Annotated in this window: 14 protein-coding genes; 4 read left to right on the top strand and 10 right to left on the bottom strand. The window is 62.6% G+C overall.

Going from position 1 to position 15,120, the window contains the following annotated elements; translation table 11 throughout:
* Positions 1–4: 4 nt before the first annotated feature.
* Genes NJC38_RS23270 through NJC38_RS23290 form a run of 5 tightly spaced genes read right to left on the bottom strand, consistent with a single transcriptional unit; the run spans position 5 to position 3,857 of the window.
* The gene (locus NJC38_RS23270) at positions 5–838 is read right to left on the bottom strand and encodes a DUF2797 domain-containing protein (protein WP_045493479.1); all 834 of its coding nucleotides are present in this window, start codon (positions 836–838) and stop codon (positions 5–7) included.
* Positions 835–1,095 (bottom strand): DUF1315 family protein, encoded by a 261-nt coding sequence (locus NJC38_RS23275; protein ID WP_045493480.1) that lies wholly within the window; start codon positions 1,093–1,095, stop codon positions 835–837. Before NJC38_RS23275 ends, NJC38_RS23270 begins: the two co-directional genes overlap by 4 nt.
* Before the next feature lie 28 nt (positions 1,096–1,123).
* Positions 1,124–1,996 (bottom strand): rhomboid family intramembrane serine protease, encoded by an 873-nt coding sequence (locus tag NJC38_RS23280; RefSeq protein WP_045493481.1) that lies wholly within the window; start codon positions 1,994–1,996, stop codon positions 1,124–1,126.
* Positions 1,993–2,964 carry a metallophosphoesterase gene (locus tag NJC38_RS23285; RefSeq protein WP_253117279.1) on the bottom strand — a complete coding sequence of 324 codons (972 nt, stop codon included), beginning with the start codon at positions 2,962–2,964 and terminating at the stop codon, positions 1,993–1,995. The genes NJC38_RS23280 and NJC38_RS23285 overlap by 4 nt, the downstream gene beginning before the upstream one ends.
* Positions 2,964–3,857 carry an NAD(+) kinase gene (locus NJC38_RS23290; RefSeq protein WP_045493483.1) on the bottom strand — a complete coding sequence of 298 codons (894 nt, stop codon included), beginning with the start codon at positions 3,855–3,857 and terminating at the stop codon, positions 2,964–2,966. Before NJC38_RS23290 ends, NJC38_RS23285 begins: the two co-directional genes overlap by 1 nt.
* A gap of 257 nt (positions 3,858–4,114) precedes the next feature.
* On the opposite strand from NJC38_RS23290, the gene NJC38_RS23295 reads away from it, so the two are divergent.
* The gene (locus tag NJC38_RS23295) at positions 4,115–5,062 is read left to right on the top strand and encodes a DUF1853 family protein (protein ID WP_253117280.1); all 948 of its coding nucleotides are present in this window, start codon (positions 4,115–4,117) and stop codon (positions 5,060–5,062) included.
* A 10-nt stretch (positions 5,063–5,072) separates the two neighbouring features.
* Here NJC38_RS23295 and NJC38_RS23300 read toward each other — a convergent pair whose 3' ends face one another.
* From NJC38_RS23300 to NJC38_RS23320, 5 genes are all read right to left on the bottom strand, one after another.
* Complete coding sequence (locus NJC38_RS23300; protein WP_253117281.1) at positions 5,073–6,287, bottom strand: MFS transporter; 1,215 nt, start codon at positions 6,285–6,287, stop codon at positions 5,073–5,075.
* 130 nt (positions 6,288–6,417) lie between these two features.
* The gene (locus tag NJC38_RS23305) at positions 6,418–7,758 is read right to left on the bottom strand and encodes an MFS transporter (protein WP_045493489.1); all 1,341 of its coding nucleotides are present in this window, start codon (positions 7,756–7,758) and stop codon (positions 6,418–6,420) included.
* A gap of 77 nt (positions 7,759–7,835) precedes the next feature.
* Complete coding sequence (locus NJC38_RS23310; protein ID WP_253117282.1) at positions 7,836–8,759, bottom strand: 1-aminocyclopropane-1-carboxylate deaminase; 924 nt, start codon at positions 8,757–8,759, stop codon at positions 7,836–7,838.
* Between the two features lie 230 nt (positions 8,760–8,989).
* Positions 8,990–9,253, bottom strand: coding sequence for a bacteriocin immunity protein (locus NJC38_RS23315; RefSeq protein WP_253117283.1), 264 nt, complete (start codon positions 9,251–9,253; stop codon positions 8,990–8,992).
* Between the two features lie 19 nt (positions 9,254–9,272).
* Entirely contained in the window at positions 9,273–11,309 is a 2,037-nt protein-coding gene (locus NJC38_RS23320; RefSeq protein WP_253117284.1) for an NADPH-dependent 2,4-dienoyl-CoA reductase, read from the bottom strand.
* Between the two features lie 213 nt (positions 11,310–11,522).
* Between NJC38_RS23320 and NJC38_RS23325 the strand changes: the two genes are divergently transcribed.
* The 3 genes from NJC38_RS23325 to ilvA form a co-directional block, all read left to right on the top strand.
* The gene (locus NJC38_RS23325) at positions 11,523–12,638 is read left to right on the top strand and encodes a carbon-nitrogen hydrolase family protein (protein ID WP_253117285.1); all 1,116 of its coding nucleotides are present in this window, start codon (positions 11,523–11,525) and stop codon (positions 12,636–12,638) included.
* Positions 12,639–12,640: 2 nt separating this feature from the next.
* Positions 12,641–13,684 (top strand): AraC family transcriptional regulator, encoded by a 1,044-nt coding sequence (locus tag NJC38_RS23330; protein ID WP_253117286.1) that lies wholly within the window; start codon positions 12,641–12,643, stop codon positions 13,682–13,684.
* Between the two features lie 562 nt (positions 13,685–14,246).
* Positions 14,247–15,120: threonine ammonia-lyase, biosynthetic (gene ilvA, locus NJC38_RS23335; RefSeq protein WP_253117288.1), on the top strand; the 874-nt coding region annotated here is incomplete at its 3' end.

The raw sequence follows: 15,120 nt of genomic DNA on the forward strand, positions 1-15,120 counted from the left end.
CTTTTTACTGGAGCACGGCCAGTTGATAGGCCGTGTACTTGCGGATATTGATGACGCCGGTGTCGAAAATCAGGTACTGGCCCTTGATACCCAGCAGCGTGCCTTCGGCGATCGGGTTCTTGTCCAGGTTGAAGCTGACGATCTTGGTCGGGTAGGCCTCGACCGGGTAGCGAAACTCCAGCGGTTCGACATCGTGCAGCATCTGGATGGCCTGCAGGCCGAAGCGTTCCTGCAACCCCGCCAGCCCCTCGGCGCACTTGTCGAACAGTTCGTCGCGGATCGCGACAAGGTCCACCGGCAGCGCCTCACCCTTGAGCAGTTCGCGCCAGTTGGTGCGGTCGGCAACGTGGCTGCGCAGCAGGTCTTCGACAAAGCCCGATTGCTGCCGGGTGGCGACGCGCAGGATCGGCAGCGCCTGGCTGGCGCCCTGGTCGAGCCAGCGGGTCGGCAGCTGAGTGGCGCGGGTAATCCCGACCTTGACCCCTGAGGAGTTGGCCAGATAGACAATGTGATCGGTCATACAGAACTGCTCGCCCCATGAAGGCTCGCGGCAGGTGCCCTCATGGTGATGGCACTTTTCCGGGCTCATGATGCATACGTCGCACTGCGCCAGCTTCTGCATGCACGGGTAGCAGTAACCCTGGCTGTAGCTGGTTTTGGTCTTGCGCCCGCAATGGCTGCAGTGAATCGCGCCCAGGTATTCCAGACGCAGGCTCTGGCCAATCAGCGGATTGACGGCAATCTCGCTGTCGCCCAGCCGAAAGGCATATTGCACAAACGGCGCGTCAGCCTGACGCACCGCCATCTTGTTGACGGAACCGCGACCCAATTCAATCAATGGATGGCATCCGACTTGAACAGGATGTTGGGCACAGGTGCCGACTTCGACGCGCATTCTTGCGGGCCCATGTAGCCGGTGCGCTGCTCTTCGGGCAGGTTTTGCGCTTCCCAGGCGATCAGCGCCTGCAGCGACAGCTCGCGCTGTTCCTGGGTCAGTTTGCGGCCATCGGACCATTTGCCGATTTCGACAGCCAGCTTGAGGCTCTCGTAGATATCGGGGGTGATGTTTTCAATCATTTCCATAAAAGAGGACATGGCGTACTCCAGAAGACAGCCGGGAAGTTTAGGCTTTTCGGCGCGCGATCGCACCCCCTGCGAGTCCCGTGACACAACCGATGATCAAGCCGCCGACATGTGCACCGTTGGCGATCTCGCCAAAGCCAAGCACACTCACCAGCCCCGACAGGCATAGCAGCAGCCAGACCAGCATCATCACCAGCACGCCCCGCGGCAGACGGTAGATCGGGTTGGGCGCCAGCCACTGGAACAGCCAGCAGTGCCCCAGCAGACCATAGAGCACGCCCGACAGGCCGCCGAATAAAGTCGGGCCACCGAAATAATACTGCACAGCGTTGGAGAACGCGGCGAACACCAGGGTCAGCAACAGCAATTGCCAGCCGCCCTGGCGCAGTTCGATGCGCCGCCCCAGTTCCCAGTACCACAGGCTGTTCATGGCCAGGTGCAGGACACCGAAGTGGATCAGCATCGGTGAGACGATCCGCCACCACTGCCCGGCGGCCAGGCTGTCGGCCAACGGCACGAACATGGCGTACTCGCCCTGCACCCGGAAGTCGAGAAAGGTCAGCCAGCGCACCGCGTCCAGGTTTTCACCGAGCATGGTCAGGCCCGCCACCACCAGGGTCGCGAGCAACACCAACACGGTGAACGGCACCTGCCTTGCCTGTTGGGCAAGACCGGGACGAGCCAGCGCTGCACCCTGACTGTCCGGCGGCGGCTGATAGGCGTCATTGCCCTCGGGGAAACGCTCGTACAGCTCGCGAACCTCGTCGACCAATTGCGGGTTACCCGGCACCCACAGCACCTGCTCGCCAGCCTCCTCGGCCACCCGGTGCGGCACATTCAGGCGCCGCAGCAGGCTGACAAAACCACTCAGGTCGGTGGACAGCGGCAGGCGCAAAACAGCGACAGGGCTCATGACTTCAACTCCGGGCGGTGCACATCGACCCAGACGAATTTTTCCGGGTCGATTGAAGTTTCCTGGTCCAGCCGATAGGCCACCAGCTTGCCGTACAGCACGGCGCTGTAATCCAGACAGGCCAGATTGGGCCGGATCGGCGCCGGCACACCGCTGCGCCAGTAGTGACCGACAAACAGCAGCGGCTCGTCGCTGCCATAGCGCAGCAAAGCATTTTTGTCAGTGGTTGACAGTGGCGTCTTGGCCACCCCTTCGGGCAGCGCATCGGGCTGGAAGACCACATCACCATAGGTCTGCGGGTCATCCTCCCAGAACTTGGTACGGAAGAACTCGCGGGTCAGGCCATCGCCGCCGGTGAGGGTCAGGCCATGCGGCAGACGCATGTCGGTGCCGCGCAGCAAGCGGTTGAAAACGTTGCTGGCAAAGCTGCCAGGCGTGGCGCTGGCCTGGATGAACTGTTGGTTGATCAACCCGTTGCCATGCAGGCCACGCAGCGGCTCGATCAGGTTAGGGTCCCAGCAGGCATGCACGGCGCGAAAGCGTCCGGCATCAATGAACAACGGCAACTCATAAAGCCAGTCGATGAACTCGCGCCACTCGTCCGGATACTGCTCGAACTGGGCCAGGGTTTCAGCGATGAGCCGCTCGTGACGCGGGGTGTGCTCACGGACGAACTTCTGGCCGGTGTGGGCCGGCGCTGGCGTCACCCAGCCCAGCACGTTGAATTCGTGGTTTCCCATGATGCACAGCGCCTGACCGGCCTGGACCATGTCGCGCACGATATGCAGCGCTTCGCGAATCCGTGGGCCGCGGTCGACGATATCGCCCAGAAACAATGCCATACGCCGTGGATGACGCCATACGCCGGCCTCGCGGCGATAGCCCATCTGCTCCAGCAGCGCCTCAAGGGTCTGGGCGCACCCGTGCACGTCACCGATCAGATCAAAGCCACGCGCCGGATCGATCATCAGTCGTCTCCTCGCCCACCGAGGCGGCTGCCCCAGCCGAGCTTGGTCCGGCAGACTTCGTAGTAGTTGTGATCCAGCGGGTGAATCAGGCGCAGCTTCTTGGGCTTTTTGCGCACCGTGATGGTGTCGCCCGGCGCGCAAGTGAAATGGTTTTGCCCGTCACAGGACACCTGCGGGTAGATGGTCATGTCTTTGGCCACAACGATCTTCAGCTCGCTGTTGCCATCGACCACGATGGGCCGCCCGGACAGGGTGTGCGGGTACATCGGCACAATGACAATGGCGTCGAGTTTGGGGTGCATGATCGGGCCGCCGGCCGACAGCGCGTAAGCGGTAGAGCCGGTCGGGGTCGCGACGATCAGGCCGTCGGCCTTCTGGCTGCAGACGAACTGGCCATCGATGTAGATTTCAAACTCGATCATCCGGGTTGATTTGCCGGGGTGCAGCACGACATCGTTAAGCGCATCGCCCTGACCGATGCTTTCGCCGTGACGACGCGCTTCGGCTTCGAGCAGAAAACGGTTTTCGACCAGATAGTGACCGTCGAGGACTTCTGCGACTTTCAATTCCAGTTCGTCGGGGCGGATATCGGTGAGAAAGCCCAGGTTGCCGCGGTTGATGCCCAATACCGGGACATTGTGGCGGGCCAAGGCGCGGGCGGCGCCGAGCAGGCTGCCGTCGCCACCGACGACAATGACCAGGTCGCAGACTTCGCCGAGCATTTTGCGTGAGGACGTTTGCAGGCCATGACCGGGCAGCACCTCGGCGATGGTGTCTTCGAGAATGACGTGCAGGTGGCGGTCCAACAGGAACCTCTTGAGCCGGCGCACCGTTTCCAGCACCTGGGCGCTGCCCAGACGGCCGATGATGCCGATATTACGAAAGTGCTCCATGAGGCTCCTGCTAAGTCTGCGAAACGGCGTTATGAGCGCGATTATGGCGAAACGCCCGGCGGGCGGCAAACCGGGGGTGGGTCGGGTGCTGTTCCGGGCATTGCCTGGCGTCCGAAAGCCCGCCTTCGATCTACCTTGCAAGACCTGCCGGGTGGCGATCCGCTTTAGCCGTGAAGGCCATCCAACACTAACCTGATTAATCAGTGGCCTTTTTCTGATGCCTTACCTTGTCACTGCGCCAGCGCTATTCTTGCTGCATGACACCTTTCCCTTCTCTCTGCGGTCTGCCCCGCCAGTTACGCCATCCCGAGGTGCGTGATCTGGCCTGGGTGCTGCTTGCTCCGCCGATGCTGGCCGAGGCGCCTTGGGTGCAGCGTCATCCGCTCAGCGGCAGCGATTGGGTGGCGGCCCCCGAACAGTTGCGTGACTGGCTGCTGGCCCTCGATCACCACCCGGCTTCGCTGGTCCAGTGGCTGGAGCAGGCGTCGACGCGCCGGCTGGGGCGTTACTACGAGCGACTCTGGCAATACGCAGTGCTGCAGGCTCCGGGTGTCGAGTTGCTGGCGGCCAATCTGCCGGTGCGCCAGCAGGGCCAGACCTTGGGCGAGCTGGACATGCTGCTGCGTGACCGCGACGGGGTGCATCATGTCGAGTTGGCGATCAAGTTGTATCTGGGCCCGCAAGACGGTAACGGCCGTGACCCGGCGCAGTGGCTGGGGCCCAGTGCCCATGACCGGCTGGACCGCAAGCTGCGCCATGTAAGCCTGCATCAATTGCCGATGTCGTCACGCCCGGAGGGCCGCGCAACCCTGGCCGGGCTGGGAGTCGAGGCGTTCAGTGCCGAGCTGTGGCTGGGTGGCTATCTGCTGTACCCTTGGCCCGGCCATGCCCAGCCGCCCGACGGCGCCCATGACCAGCATCTCAAAGGGCTTTGGCTCCATCAGCGCGACTGGCCAGCCTTTGTCGCCGCCAGCCGCCCCGGCCGCTGGCAACCGCTGCCCCGCCACGCCTGGCTGGCGCCGGCACGTTATCAGAACGCCTGGAGCGAGACGCAATTGCAAGACTGGCTGGCACAGCTTGAGCCACTGGCCCCGGCGCAATTGCTGGTGCGCCTGGAGCCAGACGCCGAGGGCGGCTGGCAGGAAGCCGAGCGGCTGTTTCTGGTGGCCGATGCCTGGCCTGATCTGCCCGACACCGGCCGCTGACCCGCCGCCTTTATTTGGTACGTGGCAGCAGGATGGTCAGAAAGCCCAGCAACGGCAGGAATGAACACAGGTGGTAGACATAGGCGATGCCGTGGCTGTCGGCCAGGTAACCCAAGGTCCCGGCGCCGATGCCGCTCAAGCCGAACATCAGACCGAAGAACACCCCGGCGATCATGCCTACGTTGCCTGGCACCAGTTCCTGGGCGTAAACCACAATGGCCGAGAACGCCGAGGCCAGGATAAAGCCGATGATCACGCTCAGCACCGTGGTCCAGAACAGATCCGCATACGGCAGCGCCAGGGTGAACGGTGCCGCGCCCAGAATCGAAAACCATATCACCGCCTTGCGGCCGATGCGGTCACCAATCGGTCCGCCGAAGAAGGTGCCCGCCGCCACCGCGCCGAGGAACAGGAACAGGTGCAGTTGCGAACTGGCCACCGACAGGTCGAATTTTTCGATCAAGTAGAAGGTGTAGTAGCTGGTCAGGCTGGTCATGTACCAGAACTTGGAAAAGATCAGCAGCGCCAGAATCGCCAGCGAGAAGATCACTTTCTGCTTCGAAAGACCATGGGTGGCTTTGTGCCCGGCCTTGAGTTTGAACAGGTTCAGGTGCGCCTTGTACCAGCGGCTGATGGCCCACAGCAGACCCAGCGCCAGCAAGGCGATGATGCCGACGAACACCACGTTACCCTGCCCGAACGGAATGATGATCGCTGCCGCCAGCAACGGGCCGATCGCCGTCCCGGCGTTACCGCCGACCTGAAAGGTCGACTGCGCCAGGCCAAACCGCCCGCCTGAGGCCAGCCGCGCAATACGCGAGGCTTCGGGGTGGAAGGTCGACGAGCCGATCCCGATCAAGGCTGCCGCCAGCAGAATCATTTCGAAACTGCCGGCCATCGACATCATCACGATACCGACGAGGGTACAGACCGAGCCCATCGGCAGCACCAGCGGGTTGGGGTGCCGGTCGGTGTAGTAACCGACCCAGGGTTGCAGCAAGGACGCCGTGAGCTGAAACGTCAGGGTGATCATGCCGATCTGTGCAAAGCTCAGGTCATAGTTGGCTTTGAGCATCGGGTAGATGGACGGCAGGATCGCCTGGATCAGGTCATTGATCAGGTGCGCCAGCGCCACTGCGCCGATGATGCGCATCACCAGCGGGCTGGACTGTGGCGTGGCCGGAGCGGCCGCCGAAGCGGGTTGGACACTGGACATGAGGGTCATCCGTAAAGGCAGGTTGCAGAGCCCTCAAACCGATATTACAAAATATGTCATCAGCCCGAAGGGGGCGACAATGTGCCATTTTTCCGGGCCGCAGCGCCACGCTTTATTGTCGTTTTTGTGGCTCTGGTCCTTACTCGGCCAATGGCTGAACGGTGCGCGCCTTATCCATCGACGGCACCTCATGCAGGGAAATCCGCGAGGTTTCCGGCAATGCCAGGCCCCCCATCAATGCCAGCAACGACACCGCCACCAGATAGAACGCCGGTGACAGGTTGCTGCCGGTGGTGGAGATCAGCCAGGTGGCGACCAGCGGTGCGGTGCCGCCAAACAGGGTGTAGGCCATGTTGTAGGTGATTGCCGAGGCGGTGTAGCGGGTCCGGGTCGGGAATACTTCCGAAAGCAACGCGGCGGTGACCACGCCACTGAGTACCGCGCCTACGGCCAGCAACATCACACCGAGCACCGAGGCGGCGAACGATCCGGAGCTGGCCATCAGAAACGCTGGCAGTACCACAACGATCAACAGCGCGCAGGTGGTGGCAATGGTCTTGCGTCGCCCGACCTTGTCGGAAAATGCCCCGGCCAGCGGGCAGATCAGCGCAGCAAACAGCAGCGCGATCAGCGCCACCAGCAGCGAAGTGGCACGCGTCAGACCACCCGCCACTTGCAGGTAGGTGGCGAAGTAAGTGGTGAACATATAAAACGACAGCGCCGTCAGCGATACAAAGGCGCCCAGGCACAGAATCGGACGGGCGTGGTGGCGAAGGGTTTCCTTGAGCGGCGAATGGGCCACTGCATGCTCATCACTGACCGCCTGGAAGGCAGGGGTCTCGGCCAGCCGCGAGCGCAGATAGAGACCGATCAGGCCCATGGGGGCGGCGATCAGAAACGGCAGACGCCAGCCCCAGCTTTGCATGGTTTGACTCGACAGCGTGGCTTCCAGTGCATACGCCACCACGGCTGCGGTGGCAAACGCGGAGAACGTCGAAACCGGCAGGAAGCTGCCGTACCAGGCGCGCTTGTCAGTCGGCGCATGCTCCATCACATAAGCGCAGGCACCGGCATACTCGCCGCCGGCGGAAAAGCCCTGGGCGCAGCGAATCAGGGTCAGCAGGATCGGCGCCATGACTCCGATGCTGGCGTAGGTGGGCAGTATGCCGATCAACGTGGTGGCGGCGGCCATCAGCAAAATGGTCATGGCCAGGGTGCGTTTGCGCCCGATCCGGTCGCCGAGCATGCCGAAAAAGATCCCGCCCAGCGGCCGGAAGGCAAACGCCACGGCAAACACGGCGAAGGTCTTGAGCAAGGCGACACTGGGGTCACCACTGGGGAAAAACAGCAAGGCAATGGTGGTGGCCAGAAAACCATAGACGGCAAAGTCGAACCACTCGACAAAGTTGCCAATGGCCGCAGCGACGATGACTTTTCTCAGGGTGGCAGGATCAACCTGCGGGGCGGCGGGGTTTGTCATGCGGACCTCGGCATGCTGATCGGGATTGCCCCGATTATCCGAAGCGCCGCCTGTCCGACTCGCTCTGAAAGGGGCCTCTACGTACCCGAGACCGACACACTGGCCCGCTTGCCCTGCAAACCACCGGTGTGGACGAACAATAACCGGGTGCCGGAGGCGAAACGGCCCGCCATGACGGCCTGGTGCAAGGCCAACAACGCTTTGCCGGTGTACAGCGCTTCCAGCGGCATGCCGCTCTGTTGCTCACTGTCACGGATGAACGCCAGCAGCCGAGCGTCGGTTTTCGCAAATCCACCGCGACTGGCGTCGAGCAATTCATAACCGCTGCCGGGTGCTTGCAGCAAACCCGCAACATTGCCCGCCACACCGTGATCGTCCGGCACCGCCAGCGCGCCGAACACCCGATGCGCCCCGGCCTCGGCACGCACCAGCCCGGCCAGGGTCGTGCCGGTGCCGGCGGCCAGCCACCAGCCGTGGTAATCCTCCCAGCCCAGCACCGCCAGTTGCCCTGTGACCATCGGCAGCAACTGCGCACAACCGATAAGCCCTGCCGCCCCGCCGCCGCCTTCGGCAACCGGCTGAAACTGCGGATACCGCGCCTGCCACGGGTCCCAGAAATCGGCCTGATGGCGCTGGCGATAACCGCCGTAACCCAGCCAGTGCAACTGCATGCCGAAGTCTTGCAGGTCTTGTACGGTTGGCGTGAGCTGTTCATGACCACGCAGCAGACCAACCGTGGCAAAGCCAAAGCGTTTGCCCGCGGCGGCCAAGGCATGCAGATGATTGGAGTGGGCGCCACCGAGGCTGATCACGCCCGCCGCATCCTGAGCAGCGGCCGCTTGCAGATGGCCAATGAGCTTGAACCACTTGTTGCCGCTGATCAGCGGGTCAATCAGGTCCAGACGCAGCACGGCCACCTGCACCCCGGCCTGGCGCAGCCAGGGCAGATCAAGAGGGTGCAGGGGGGCTGTGGGTTGCCAGGTCAGGGCGTCATCAAGCATAAGAACTATCGGCCGGGAAAAACGCGCAGTGTATCGCTTGCGACTGAAAACCGGCCCCGTAAGGGCACCTCTAAAAACGTAGGCGAGGCAGCCAGCGCAAGGCGAAAACCGGCGAAAAACGGTCGGAGTCGCGCTCGACTTTACGGGGTGTAAATGAGCATTTTGAGCCGGTTTTCAACGGGCAACGCAGGTAGTTTTTAGAGGCGCCCATAAGCGGCCTGCAACCTGAATCACTCGGTTTTCAACCCTGGCTTGCCGTTCTCGGCTCGCCATTTTTTTACAGTGTTCACGATACCTTCAGGGGAACAATCTTCATCAGGTAACGGATAGCAAAACAGATCGCTTCCTCTGGGGTGCTCTGTGATTTTTCTGAAGTGCATGATCCACGAATTGTGTTCGCGCTCACTGGCTGATCTGACGAACCAGATGTCATTGATAAATTCAGAAAACTCCAATTCGGTATAGTCATTAAAGCTTTTCTTTAGCTCAGCCACGTTTCACCCCCGCAGAAACCTACAGCACCGCCGCCAGCCGTGACCCCTGATCGATGGCCCGCTTGGCATCCAGCTCGGCGGCCACGTCCGCGCCGCCGATCAGGTGCACGCTCTGCCCGCCCGCCAGCAGCGCTTCATGCAATTCACGCAAAGGCTCCTGGCCGGCGCAGATGATGATGTTGTCCACCTCCAGCACCGTCGGCTCGCCCTCGCCCACGCGGATGTGCAGGCCAGCGTCGTCGATCTTCAGGTACTGCACGCTGCTGAGCATCTGCACCTGGCGGTTTTTCAGGCCGGTACGGTGGATCCAGCCGGTGGTTTTGCCCAGCCCGTCACCGACCTTGGAGGCTTTGCGTTGCAACAGGTACACCTGGCGCGCCGGGGCGTGCACTTCGGGTTTGATGCCGGTGACGCCGCCACGGGCCTGCAAGGCGGTATCAATGCCCCACTCCCTCCAGAACGCTTCGCGGTCCAGGCTGGTGGACACGCCCTGATGGACCAGAAACTCCGATACATCGAAGCCGATACCGCCAGCACCGATCACCGCCACGCGCTGGCCCACCGGCTGGTGCTCGCCAATCACCTGCAGGTAGTTCAATACCTTGGGATGGTCGATACCCGCAATCTGCGGTGTGCGCGGCACGATGCCGGTGGCCAGCAAGACTTCATCAAAACCGGCGCTCAGCAGGTCCTGGGCAGCGACCCGGGTATTGAGGCGCAGCTCGACACCGGTGCTTTTGAGCTTGCGGTCGAAATAGCGCAGGGTCTCGAAGAACTCTTCCTTGCCCGGCACCTGCTTGGCGATATTGAACTGCCCGCCGATTTCACTGGCCGCATCGAACAGCGTGACCTGATGCCCGCGCCCGGCCGCCACCGTGGCCGCCGCCAGCCCCGCCGGTCCGGCACCGACCACGGCAATACGTTTGGGCTGCGCGGTGGGCAGGTAGTTGAGTTCGGTTTCATGGCAGGCCCGCGGGTTGACCAGGCAACTGGTCAGCTTGCCGGCGAAGATATGGTCCAGGCAGGCCTGGTTGCAGCCGATGCAGGTGTTGATTTCATCGGCGCGACCGGCAGCGGCCTTATTGACGAACTCAGGATCGGCCAGAAATGGCCGGGCCATGGACACCATGTCGGCGTCGCCTTCGCGTAAAACCTGCTCGGCCACCTCCGGGGTGTTGATGCGGTTGGTGGTGATCAACGGAATCTGCACCGCACCGCGCAGGTGCGCGGTGACTTTGGTGAAGGCAGCACGCGGCACCTTGGTGGCGATGGTCGGAATGCGCGCCTCGTGCCAGCCAATACCGGTGTTGATCAACGTAGCACCAGCCGCCTCGACGGCCTTGGCCAGTTGCACGATCTCGCTCCAGTCGCTGCCGCCCTCCACCAGGTCGAGCATCGACAGGCGATAGATGATGATGAACTGCCCGCCCACTGCCTCACGCACCTGGCGGACGATTTCCACCGCCAGACGCATGCGGTTCTCGAAGCTGCCGCCCCAGCGGTCGTCGCGCTGGTTGGTGCGCGCGGCGAGGAACTGGTTGATGAAATAGCCTTCCGAGCCCATGATCTCGACCCCGTCGTAGCCGGCCTCGCGGGCCAGGCTGGCGCAATTGACGAAATCACCGATCTGCTTCTCGATGCCCTGTTCGTCCAGCTCACGGGGCTTGAACGGGTTGATCGGCGCCTGAATGGCGCTGGGCGCAACCAGACCCGGGCTGTAGGCATAGCGGCCGGTGTGCAGGATCTGCAGGCAGATCTTGCCGCCGGCCTGATGCACCGCCTCGGTGACGATGCGATGATGAGCGGCCTCCTCGGCAGTGGTCAGCTTCGCCGCGCCCTTATAGGTCACCCCCTCGTCGTTCGGCGCAATACCGCCGGTGACGATCAGCCCCACGCCGCCTCTGGCACGCTCGGCAAAATAGGCCGCCATGCGCTCGAAGCCGCCCGGCTTTTCTTCCAGGCCGGTGTGCATCGAGCCCATCAGGGTGCGGTTGCGCAAGGTGGTGAACCCCAGGTCCAGCGGGGCGAGCAGGTGCGGGTAGGCGGTGGCGCTCATTGTCAGGCTCCAGCGAAATCATCACGGTCAAAGGCGAGGGAATCTCAGCGGATGCCCTTTCGGTATGTTGCCCACAGTAAATAGCCCGGCCAACGCACTCAATGACCACAACTGACAAGTTAATGATCAAAATGCACAGCAGCGGGCTTGGCAAGCCTGTCGCGACGCCCTACCCTGACTGGCATTCTGCTTACCGCATCCATTCTGGACCTTATGCGCAAACTACTCGGCCTGTGCCTGTCCGCTGCTCTTGTCGCCCTGCTGCTCAGCTATGGCGTGTGGACCTCGCAACGCCCGCTGGGTCATTACCTGTCAGATCTGCGCAGCCATCTGGCAATCAATCAAGGCACGCCTGCCGGGCGCGGCAACCTGCTGGGCATCGAAACCGAGCTGTACCCCACCGATTATCAGGACCTTGAGCGCTTGCACCGCAAGCTGGCGGCCTGGCTGCAACAGGCTCGCGAGCAAGGACTGCTCAATGATAAAACTCTGGTGGTATTGCCCGAACACATCGGCACCTGGCTGTTTGCCGCTGGCGAAAAGAATCAGTTCTACAAGGCCGAAACGGTCGATGAGGCCATGACCTGGCTGGCCTGGAGCAACCCGATCAAGTTTGTCAGCGCGTTGCTCAATGCCCGCGGCGAGCAACGCCTGGGTGATGCGCACTTGCGGATGAAAGCGCAATCGATGGCCAGCGACTACCAGCAGTTGTTCGGCGGCCTGGCCAGCGAGTTCAGCGTCACCCTGGTGGCCGGCTCGATCATCCTGCCTGAGCCACACATCGAAGCCGGCCAACTGACCGTCAGGCCAGGCCCGCTGTACAACGTCAGCCTGGTGTTCGGCGCCGACGGCAAACCACTGGGTCAACCTCAGCGCCAGGTGTATCCGAGCGTTCATCAAGGCGGCTATGTACAGGCAGACCGCCAGGCGCCCTTGCAGGTGTTCGACACACCCGCCGGCCGCCTGGCGGTGCTGATCGGCAGCGACAGCTGGTATCCGGACAACTATGCACGGCTCAATGCCAGCGGCGCCGAGCTGATTGCCGTGCCGGCTTTTATCCCTGGCCGACAGCGCTGGAGCGCGCCGTGGCCGGGCCACACCAACCAGGGACTGACGCTGCCGGCTGGTGCCCTCAGCGAAGGTGAAGCCTGGCAACGCCTGACCCTGACCGGGCAGCCCTCACAGAGCAACGCCCGCGCCGGCATCAGCGTATTCATGCACGGCCAGTTCTGGAATCAGGGGGCTTCAGGTGACAGCTTCGTGCACCAGCAAACCTCGCCGCCTGGCGCACCGCTCGGCGGCACCCGTTTGATCAACCTCTGGCTGTGAACATGAACCGCCCGCCCTTGCGCCTGGGGGATCTGTCGGTAGGTTTTATCCAATGCCTGGATGAAGCACTGCGCAGCCTCGGCCATGACCCCACGGCGCTCTTGCAGCAATATGGCCTGGACAGCCATAGCCTGAGCCAGGCCGGCGCGCGCCTGAGCATTGCCCGCTATATGCGCCTGGGCCACGCCGCCATCGAGCTCAGTGGCCAGCCGGCGTTGGGCTTACAGATGGGCAAACTCAGCCGCCTGGGCCAGGCCGGGCTGGCCGGGGTCACCGCAGCCCAGGCTCCGGATGTCCGTGAGGCGGCGCGCACCCTGCTGCGTTTCGAGCCGCTCTACGCGGCCAATTACCGGGGCCAGTCGCGTCTGCTTGAAGACAGTGAGGGTGCTTGGCTGCGGTTCTATTCAATCAGCCCCTACAACGCCTACAACCGTTTTGTGGTCGACTCGCTGCTCAGCGGCTGGTTGAGCCAGTTGTCTGGCGTGGCCGACCGCAGCTTGCAGGCCCAGCGCATCGAAATCGAGTTCAACGCGCCAGACTATGCCGCGGCATACGCCGCCCTCAGTGAACAACCTGTTGTGTTCGCGGCGGCAACCAATCAGCTGCGTCTGGATAACGCCAGCCTGGAGATCCGCAACCCAGCTCATTGCCCGAGTACCTGGCAACAGCTGGTGCAGTTATGCGAACTGGAGCTTGAGCGCCTGACCCGCACACGCAGCCTGCGCGAGCGCATCATCAGCCTGCTGGGGCCATTGCTCAATGGCGGTCGAGAACCGGATCTGGAAGAAGTGGCGGCCAGACTCAAGCTGCCCACCTGGACCCTGCGGCGCAAGCTGGCCGATGAGCAGACCAGTTTTCGGGCCGTGCTCAACGATACCCGTCGCGACCTGGCCATGACCTACATCCGCGACACGGAACTGGCCTTTGGCGAAATCGCCTACTTGCTGGGGTTTGCCTCGGCCGAGGCCTTTCAACGGGCTTTCAAGCGCTGGAATGGCCAGACGCCCGGAGAGTTTCGCCGCAGCCAGCGTCTGGGCGCTCGCTGAGTGTTATAGCTCGGTCGCGTCGTCAGCCGGTTCCGGCATGTCGAGTTCATAGGCGCGGTATTCGAGCAATTCTTCTTGATAGTCATCCATGGTGCAGGCCCTCTTGGCAGGTGTTCAATGCGGCGTCAGACGTTGAGCGCAGCGTGCAGGTAATGACCCTTGTCCTGACAGTAAGGTTCGCATGTGACAGGAAAATGTCCGTATCTGGATGATACGAAGCGCCAGGCGGCTAAATTAATCCGGCACGCGATCCAACTGATATCGCCCTTGACTTTTCCCGTACTGGCGCAATACCCTCAGTGCCATGAATACCTCCAAGCAGTTCTTCGGCCAGATTATTATTACCGTCATTCCAGTCATGGCGGGTTAGCCGACGTTTGCTTGAAAAACCCGCCCTGGAGGCGGGTTTTTTCTGTCTCCCGGGTCTTGAAAGCTTGAACCAGGAGTCAGACATGATCGCTATCGCCCGCCCAATCGTCGCTTGCCCATCCGTTATCGGCCAGTTGTCTGTGCCTCGTGCCCTGTACAAGGAAACGACGCGATGAGCTATGCCGAGTCCGATTTGCTCAACCACTACGTACGCAAGATCCTCACCTCCCGCGTCTACGACGTGGCCATCGAAACCCCGCTGCAGGGGGCTCGCCAGCTGTCTGAGCGGCTCGGCAACCAGATCCTGCTCAAGCGCGAAGACCTGCAGCCGGTGTTTTCCTTCAAGATCCGCGGCGCCTACAACAAGCTGGCGCAACTGAGCGCGGCAGAAACCGCCCGTGGCGTGGTCACCGCCTCAGCCGGCAACCATGCCCAGGGCCTGGCCCTGGCGGCGCGGGAGCTGGGCATCAAGGCGGTGATCGTGATGCCCAAGACCACCCCGGAAATCAAGGTCGAGGGCGTGCGCTCGCGCGGTGGCCAGGTGGTGCTGCATGGCGACTCGTTCCCGGAGGCGCTGGCCCATTCACTGCGGCTGGTCGAGGAACAGGGGCTGGTCTATGTCCACCCCTATGACGACCCCGACACCATCGCCGGGCAAGGCACCGTGGCCATGGAGATCCTGCGCCAGCACCCTGGCCAACTGGACGCAATCTTCGTCCCGGTCGGTGGCGGCGGGCTGATCGCCGGCATTGCCGCCTACGTGAAATACCTGCGCCCGGAAATCAAAATCATCGGCGTCGAGCCGGACGACTCCAACTGCCTGCAAGCCGCCCTGGCTGCTGGCGAGCGGGTGGTGCTCAACCAGGTCGGGCTGTTTGCCGATGGCGTGGCGGTGGCGCAGATCGGTCAGCATACCTTTGAGGTGTGCCGGCACTACGTCGACGAGGTGATCACCGTCAGCAGCGACGAAATCTGCGCGGCGATCAAGGACATTTACGACGACACCCGCTCGATCACCGAGCCTGCCGGTGCGCTGGGCGTGGCGGGCATCAAGAAGTACGTCGAGC

The organism is Pseudomonas sp. 21LCFQ010 (genome assembly GCF_024129905.1).
Taxonomy (GTDB): domain Bacteria; phylum Pseudomonadota; class Gammaproteobacteria; order Pseudomonadales; family Pseudomonadaceae; genus Aquipseudomonas.

Coding starts and splice junctions, on each gene's coding strand:
- NJC38_RS23310 (WP_253117282.1), bottom strand. CDS start 8,759: ATGCTTGATGACGCCCTGACCTGGCAACCCACAGCCCCCCTGCACCCT.
- NJC38_RS23305 (WP_045493489.1), bottom strand. CDS start 7,758: ATGACAAACCCCGCCGCCCCGCAGGTTGATCCTGCCACCCTGAGAAAA.
- NJC38_RS23330 (WP_253117286.1), top strand. CDS start 12,641: ATGAACCGCCCGCCCTTGCGCCTGGGGGATCTGTCGGTAGGTTTTATC.
- NJC38_RS23275 (WP_045493480.1), bottom strand. CDS start 1,095: ATGTCCTCTTTTATGGAAATGATTGAAAACATCACCCCCGATATCTAC.
- NJC38_RS23280 (WP_045493481.1), bottom strand. CDS start 1,996: ATGAGCCCTGTCGCTGTTTTGCGCCTGCCGCTGTCCACCGACCTGAGT.
- NJC38_RS23295 (WP_253117280.1), top strand. CDS start 4,115: ATGACACCTTTCCCTTCTCTCTGCGGTCTGCCCCGCCAGTTACGCCAT.
- NJC38_RS23300 (WP_253117281.1), bottom strand. CDS start 6,287: ATGACCCTCATGTCCAGTGTCCAACCCGCTTCGGCGGCCGCTCCGGCC.
- NJC38_RS23320 (WP_253117284.1), bottom strand. CDS start 11,309: ATGAGCGCCACCGCCTACCCGCACCTGCTCGCCCCGCTGGACCTGGGG.
- NJC38_RS23285 (WP_253117279.1), bottom strand. CDS start 2,964: ATGATCGATCCGGCGCGTGGCTTTGATCTGATCGGTGACGTGCACGGG.
- NJC38_RS23290 (WP_045493483.1), bottom strand. CDS start 3,857: ATGGAGCACTTTCGTAATATCGGCATCATCGGCCGTCTGGGCAGCGCC.
- NJC38_RS23325 (WP_253117285.1), top strand. CDS start 11,523: ATGCGCAAACTACTCGGCCTGTGCCTGTCCGCTGCTCTTGTCGCCCTG.